The sequence below is a fragment of the Nocardia sp. NPDC059764 genome (assembly GCF_042732555.1).
Classification (GTDB): domain Bacteria; phylum Actinomycetota; class Actinomycetes; order Mycobacteriales; family Mycobacteriaceae; genus Nocardia.
Genome location: NZ_JBHWHH010000275.1, coordinates 1 through 6,903, shown reverse-complemented (window position 1 = coordinate 6,903; position 6,903 = coordinate 1). Strand labels below are relative to the sequence as shown.

Here is a 6,903-nt window from a genome sequence, read left to right as displayed (position 1 = left end):
GCATTGCCGGGAGGGCCTCGTCGTCGGTAGGGGTCAGTTCGTGGAACCGTCGAACCGTTCCCCCGAGATCGACCGCGACGGCTCGCCGTCGACGCCCACCGGCACCTCACCTTCGAGGGTGGTGCGGTACAGCACCCGGGTCACGTCGAGATGGTCGAGGTCGCTGGGCGCGAGGTGCGCGGTGGCGCGGTTGTCCCAGAACGCGACACTGTCCTTCTCCCACCGGAATCGGACCGTGTACGCGGGGTCGGCGATCTCGGCGTACAGCAGCTCGAGCAGCGCGTCGCTCTGCCGCGGGCTCAGGCCGATGATGCGAGTCGTGAAGCCGGGGTTCACGAACAGCACGCGTTCCCCGGTCACCGGGTGCACGCGGACCACCGGATGCTCGGTGACCAGCGGCGCCGCCGCGACGCGCTTGGCGTAGTCGCTGTCGGCGTCCCACACGGGCAGTTTGCCGCCGAACCGGTGCTCGGCACGCAGCCCGTCGAGCAGTGTCCTGAGTGAATCCGGCAGTCCCGCATAGACGGCCGCCAGATTGGTCCATTGGGTGTCGCCGCCGCGCTCGGGCGCGATGTCGGCCCGCAGCAGGGAGGCGGCGGGCGGGTTGATCAGCGGCGAGATGTCGGTGTGCCACTGATTGGTGTAGCTGAATTTCTTCTTCCCGAAACGCTTTTCGTAGAGCCGGCTGTCGACGGCGAGGATCTCGGGGTGCTCGGTGGGCGCGTCGTCGTCGTAGGGGTGCGAGGGCGTGACCGCGCCGAAGCGGCGGGAGAAGGCGATCTGCTCGGCGTGCCCGATGCGCTGATCGCGGAAGAACAGCACCTTGTATTCGTGCAGTGCCGCGGTGAGGACCGCGATCTGCTGGTCGGTGAAGTCGTCGCGCAGGTCGATGCCGCTGATCTCGGCGCCGATGTGCCCGGCGACGGGAGTGATCTGGAAGGTGCCGACGGGGTGCTCGGTGGCGGTGGTCATGAGGGTTTCCTTTCGGGGGTCAGGCGGTGGCCTGGGTGCGGACGGGAGTGAACTGGCTTTCCACCGGGGCGAGGCCGTAGTGGCCGCGCAGCGTGGTGGCGGTGTACTCGGTGCGGAACAGGCCGCGCTGCTGCAGGATCGGCACGACCTGGTCGACGAAGTCCTCGAGTCCACCGGGCAGGTACGGCGGCATGATGTTGAAGCCGTCGGCCGCGCCCTGCTCGAACCAGGTCTGCAGGTCGTCGGCGATCTGTTCGGGGGCGCCGGCGAGGGTGCGGTGGCCGCGGCCGCCGCCGAGCTTGCCGATGAGCTGGCGCACGGTCAGCTCCTCCTTCTCGGCGAGCTCCTTGACGAGGGTGAATCTGCTCTTGCCGCCTTCGATCTCGCTTTCCGGGGGCAGCGGCGGGAGTGGCGCGTCGAGGGCGTGTTCGGTGAGGTCGACGCCGAGGAGCGTCGACAGCTGCCGCAGCGCGTAGTCGGGAGAGATGAGGTCGGTGAATTCCTGTTCCAGCGCCCGGGCTTCGGCCTCGGTGCCGGCGATGAACGGCACCAGACCGGGCAGTACCTTCAGGTCGTCGGCGGAACGCCCGTACTTCGGGAGCCGGGCCTTGAGGTCCCGGTAGAACGCCTGTCCGTCGGCGAGTGTGCGCTGGGCGGTGAACACGGCCTCGGCGTGGCGGGCCGCGAATTCCTTTCCGCTCTCCGAGGATCCGGCCTGCACCAGCAGCGGCCGCCCCTGCGGGCTGCGCGGGGAGTTCAGCGGCCCGCGGACCCGGAATCGCTCGCCGCGGTAGTCGAGGGTGTGCACCTTGTCCGGGTCGGCGAACACGCCGGTTTCGGGGTCGAGCACGACGGCGTCGGATTCCCAGCTGTCCCACAGCTGCACGGCCAGATCGACGAACTCCTCGGCCCGCTCGTAGCGGCGGGCGTGTTCGGGGATGGCGTCGAAGCCGAAGTTGAACGCCTCGTCCTCGCTGCCGGAGGTGACGATGTTCCACCCCGCGCGCCCGCCGCTGATGTGGTCCAGGGACGCGAATTTACGGGCCAGATTGAAGGGTTCGTTGTAGCTGGTCGAGGCGGTGGCGATGAGGCCCACGTGTTCGGTGGCGGTGGCGATGGCCGCGAGCAGGGTGACCGGTTCGAAGACGGCGAGGGCGTTGCGTTTGATGCGCGGCCCGACCGCGAGCCCGTCGGCGAAGAACACCGAGTCGAGCCGGCCGCGTTCGGCGATGCGGCCGAGCTCCTGGAAGTGCCCGACCTCGAGCACCTGGTGTTCGCGGGTGCGCGGATGCCGCCAGGCGGCCTCGTGGTGGCCGACGCCCATCAGGAAGGCGTTGAGATGGAAGGTCTTGCGGGGGTTGGACATAGGGGAGTGGTCCTTCGATGGTGTTCGGGGGCGGCGGCTAGCGGTGCGCGCGCCAGCGGGAGAGCCGCCGCTCGATGGCCACGAGCACGCCGTTGTAGGCGAGCCCGACCACGGCGATGGCGACGATCCCGGCGTACATGTCCGGAATCTGGAAGTTCTGCTGCGCGGCGGTGATCAGGTAGCCGAGCCCGGCCCGTGCCCCGAACATCTCCGCGGCGATGAGCACCAGGATCGAGCCCGACGCCGCCATCCGGATACCGGTGAAGATGGACGGCACGGCCGCGGGCAGGATCACCTTCTGAAACAGCCGCAGCGGTGAGAAGCCGAGTGAGACGGCCGATTTCACGAGCAGCGGATCCACGGTCCGCACGCCGCTGATGGTGTTGAGCAGGATCGGGAAGAACCCGGCGTACACCACCAGCGCGATCTTGGAGGTCTCACCGATGCCGAGGATCAGGATGAACACCGGCAGCAGGGCGAGGGCGGCGGTATTGCGGAACAGTTCCAGCACCGGGTTCAGGAATTCCGCGACCGGCCGGTACCAGGCGATCGCCACACCCACCGGAATCGCGGTCACGAGTGCGATGGCGAAGCCGATGAGCGAGCGGGTCAGACTGGTGGACACGTGTTCCCAGAGCTGACCGTTGCGGATCAGCTCGAGCCCGGCCCCGACCACCGTGGAGAACGGCGGCAGGAAGATCTCGTCCACGAGACCCAGTCGCGGCGCGGCCTCCCACACCGCGAGGAACGCCGCGATCACCACGGTCGGTTTGCCGAGCCGCCAGCCGATGCGAGCGATCGTGGGTAGCACCGAGGAGGACTGTTTCGGCCGCGGCGCTGCGCGATCGGCGGTGCGGGACGGGATCTCGACGGGTGCGTCGACCAGTTGCACAGCGCTAGACATGGGAATTCCTCCGATCGGCGGTGAGCGCGGCCTGCTCCAGGTCCTGGGCCCGCGCGACCTCGTCGTGCAGCAGCGACCACACGTGGTGGCGCAGCTCGCGGAACCGTTCACTGGACCGGACATCCGGGTCGGCTTCCCGGTCCAGGTCGATGTCGATCACGGCTTTGATCCGCCCGGGCCGCGAGGTCAGCACCGCGACGCGCTGCCCCAAATAGACGGCTTCATCGATGCCGTGGGTGATGAACAGCACCGTCTTGCCGGTGGCCCGCCAGATGCGTAACAGCTCGTCCTGCAACGACTCCCGGGTCTGGGCGTCGAGCGCGGCGAACGGCTCGTCCATGAGCAGCACTTCCGGATCGAAGGCCAGGCTGCGGGCGATGGCGACGCGCTGCTTCATGCCGCCGGACAATTCGTGCGGGTACCGGTTGCCGAATCCGGCCAGTCCGACCAGCTCCAGATAGTGTTCGGCGATGCCCTTGCGGGCACGCCGCGGAATGCCCTTGGCCTCCAACCCGAATTCGATATTGGCCCGGGCCGTGCGCCACGGGAGCAGCGCGTACTGCTGGAAAACGATGCCGCGATCGAGTCCCGGCCCGGTGACTGGTGTGCCGTCGAGCAGGATTTGCCCGGCGGTCGGCTGATCCAGCCCGCCGAGCAGGTCCAGCAGGGTGGACTTGCCCGAACCGCTGGGCCCGACCAGGACCAGGAACTCACCGTCCCGAACATAGACGGAGATATCGGAGATCGCGGTGAGCGGATCCTTCTCGCCCCGCACCGGGAATTCCTTCCGAACGCCCGACAGCGCGAGTTTGACCGCGGCGGTGCTCATTTCGCCACCGCCTCGCCGCTCGGGCCGGCGGTCGCCGGGTACTTCCCGTTGGCGTACGGATTGTCCTTGTTGGTGTAGAGGTCCTTGGCGGCGAGCTTGCCCGCGGGCAGTTCGCCGTTGCGGACCAGCCAGTCGATCCAGATCTGCAGCTCCCGTTCGGCGACCACGCCGCCGGGGACCGGGATGCCGGAGCTCCTGTAGTACTGCAGCAGTGACGTGTTCTCGTTGCGCCCGCGCTTGTGGATGATGTCGGCGAACTTGGCCACCACCTCGTCGCGCGGTGTCACCTGCAGCCAGCGGGTGGCGCGCGCGGTGCCCTGCACGAAGTCGGCCACCGCGTCGGCGTGCGATTTCAGATAGTCGTTGCGGAAAACATAGGTGCCGTAATCGAATTGGCCGAACAGGTCCTTGTCGGTGTAGAGCGGATGGATCCCGCCGCGCCCGATGGCGGTGTCGCGGAAGACGCCCCCGAGCGCGGCCACGTCGATCTGCCCGTTGCGCAGCGCGTCCTCGGTATTGGCGGGCGGCAGCACGATGAGCTGCACCTGCTTGATCTCGGCGTCGCTGAGCCCTTGGTCGTGCAGCCACTGGCGGGTGATGAATTCGTGGTGCGCGCCCAGGGTGTTGACGCCGACCTTCTTGCCGATGAGGTCGCGCGCCGAGGTGATGCGGGAGTCGTCGCGCACGAAGTAGCCGGTGAAGTTCAGTTCGTCCGCGCCGTAGGAGCTGAGCACGGAGGTGACGGGCGCGCCGCCCGCGATGAGCTTGATGACCGCGCCGTTGAAGGCGCTGCCGAATTCGACCTGTTTGGTGGCGGTGGCCTGGATATTGGCCGGGCCGGAGGTGGTGTCGCCCTCCCAGCGCAGGTCGATCTTGGTGAAGTAGCCGAGGTCGGCCGCGAGCTCGAAGGCCGTGACCTGGCCGGTGCTGCCCTGATAGCGGACGACGGTCTTACCGTCGGCGGTGGTGCCCGCGTCGGTCTTGGCGCAGCCGGTGAGCAGGACCGCCGCGCTGGTGACCGCGATCGCGGCGGCGACCGCGCGTCGCACCCGCGCGGGGTGGAGAGAGAAGGCCATGGGGTCGTCTTTCGGTGAATGTGTCCGTCGCGGAATGGGTTTCGTGGCGGGGACGACAACAGAGCCGCATGGGGATTCCTCTTCGGGGTGGGGACGGTCGATCGGAGTGCTCACATGCTGCGATGGCCGGGAGGCCCCGGCAACCGCCATTTCACGATGTGGAAATCAGCGTGAGCGAAATTCGGCGGCGGAAAGCATTGTGTCGCCGGTGTTTTGGAACAACGGCGCGATCCGGCCCGCCGCGATGCGCATGGCCGGGACGACGGCGCGGATCAGCTCGCCGTCCAGGCGTGCCGAGCGGGCCTGCACCGCCAGCGCACCCCGCACCTGTCGGTGCGGTCCGACGATGGGCACCGCGAGCGCGCGGATCGGATCGTCGGTCTCGATGAGCTCGCTGGCGAACCCCCGGTGCCGGACCCGGTCGAGGTCGACATCGGCCGCGGCCCGGCCGGCGGAGTAGGCGAGCAACGCGTGGCCCGTCGCGCTGGCGTGCAGCGACTGCCGGGCCCGCGGCACCTGATGGTGGCAGAAGTGCACGGGCGGGCGGGCCTGGAACACCGTAAGCGCGTCGTCGGCCTCGGGCACGCTCACGCTGACCGTGATGCGGATGCCCGCCGCCAGCGCGTACAGGTGCGGCGCGATGGAGTCCAGGCCCAGGCGGGCCAGCGCGGGCCGGGCCAGCGTGGCCAACCCCTGTCCGACGCGATACCGGTCGGTGGCCGGGTCCTGCTCGAGCAGCCCGCCCCGGACCAGTGCCTGGGCCAGCCGGTGCGTGGTGCTGACCGGTAACGCGGCCCGCTGGGCCAGTTCGCTCAGCGACAGCTCGGGATCGTCGCCCTCGAGGCAGTTCAGGACGTGGATCGCGCGGTCGACAGCGCGGGCTCCGGACCGGGGTTCATCGATGGCGGCCATGGTTCCTCCTGGGGGACCCGAAACGACGTTCCAGGCACTATCCCCAGTGCTCTGACCTGGGGCAATGGTTGTGCGCAGCGCGATCCGAGCCGGTCGTGCCGCGTTTTCGCGCGCGAATCGTTTTGTGTCGCGTTTGTATTACGCGATGGCGGTCACCTTTTATGCGTGACCTCGCTCACAAATTCACGGCTGAATTCCAGAAATGTCATTCTCCGACACTCCGCGACGAACTGCGTAAACCACATAAAGTGCGGTCGCAATCGTTTCGTCAACTGCTCGTGATCGATACGTGATTTGCGGAGATCTTTCCGTTACCGTCGCTAGCGGCTCGGAGAAACCCGGGCTCCAGCTCGAATCGACGAACACCGGCAACTCCGTCCCGCGATTCGAGAGCAACCGATACCCCTGGGGACGGGGACCCGCAGCGAGCAGCACGGGCCGGTGGGAGCGGGGCAAGGAACAAACTTATGCATCGCAACCGGAAGCTCACCACCCGCACTCGTATCGCCGCCGCCACCGCGGCCGTGGGCGCGCTCGTGTCCATCCCGTTCGCGCTGTCGACGGCGACCGCCTCGGCCGCCTCGGGCAACTGGGACGCTGTCGCGCAGTGCGAGAGCAGCGGCAACTGGGGCGCCAACACCGGCAACGGTTTCTACGGCGGCCTGCAGTTCACCCAGAGCACCTGGAACGCCTACGGTGGCGCGGGCAGTGCCGCCAACGCCAGCCGTGAGGAGCAGATCCGCGTCGCGGAGAACGTGCTCGCCGGCCAGGGCCGGGGCGCCTGGCCCGTGTGCGGCGCCTACCTGTAATAGGCGGTCCGCTCAGTCGGAATTCACAATGGCCC

7 protein-coding genes are annotated in these 6,903 nt (G+C 68.3%); 1 reads left to right on the top strand and 6 read right to left on the bottom strand.

Going from position 1 to position 6,903, the window contains the following annotated elements:
• Positions 1–33 precede the first annotated feature (33 nt).
• The 6 genes from ACFV4K_RS34110 to ACFV4K_RS34085 all read right to left on the bottom strand — a co-directional run bounded on the left by ACFV4K_RS34110 (position 34) and on the right by ACFV4K_RS34085 (position 6,059).
• Complete coding sequence (locus ACFV4K_RS34110) at positions 34–972, bottom strand: TauD/TfdA dioxygenase family protein (protein ID WP_379280422.1); 939 nt, start codon at positions 970–972, stop codon at positions 34–36.
• 19 nt (positions 973–991) lie between these two features.
• Entirely contained in the window at positions 992–2,338 is a 1,347-nt protein-coding gene (locus tag ACFV4K_RS34105; RefSeq protein ID WP_379280421.1) for an LLM class flavin-dependent oxidoreductase, read from the bottom strand.
• Positions 2,339–2,375: 37 nt separating this feature from the next.
• Positions 2,376–3,242 (bottom strand): ABC transporter permease, encoded by an 867-nt coding sequence (locus ACFV4K_RS34100; protein ID WP_379280420.1) that lies wholly within the window; start codon positions 3,240–3,242, stop codon positions 2,376–2,378.
• Positions 3,235–4,071, bottom strand: coding sequence for an ABC transporter ATP-binding protein (locus ACFV4K_RS34095; protein ID WP_379280419.1), 837 nt, complete (start codon positions 4,069–4,071; stop codon positions 3,235–3,237). Before ACFV4K_RS34095 ends, ACFV4K_RS34100 begins: the two co-directional genes overlap by 8 nt.
• Positions 4,068–5,147, bottom strand: coding sequence for an ABC transporter substrate-binding protein (locus ACFV4K_RS34090; protein ID WP_379280418.1), 1,080 nt, complete (start codon positions 5,145–5,147; stop codon positions 4,068–4,070). Before ACFV4K_RS34090 ends, ACFV4K_RS34095 begins: the two co-directional genes overlap by 4 nt.
• A 165-nt stretch (positions 5,148–5,312) precedes the next feature.
• The gene (locus ACFV4K_RS34085) at positions 5,313–6,059 is read right to left on the bottom strand and encodes an IclR family transcriptional regulator (protein WP_379280417.1); all 747 of its coding nucleotides are present in this window, start codon (positions 6,057–6,059) and stop codon (positions 5,313–5,315) included.
• Positions 6,060–6,526: 467 nt separating this feature from the next.
• Here ACFV4K_RS34085 and ACFV4K_RS34080 point away from each other — a divergent pair, with 467 nt between their 5' ends.
• A complete protein-coding gene (locus ACFV4K_RS34080; RefSeq protein WP_379280416.1) occupies positions 6,527–6,868 on the top strand; it encodes a transglycosylase family protein in 342 nt (113 codons plus the stop codon).
• Positions 6,869–6,903: the final 35 nt, after the last annotated feature.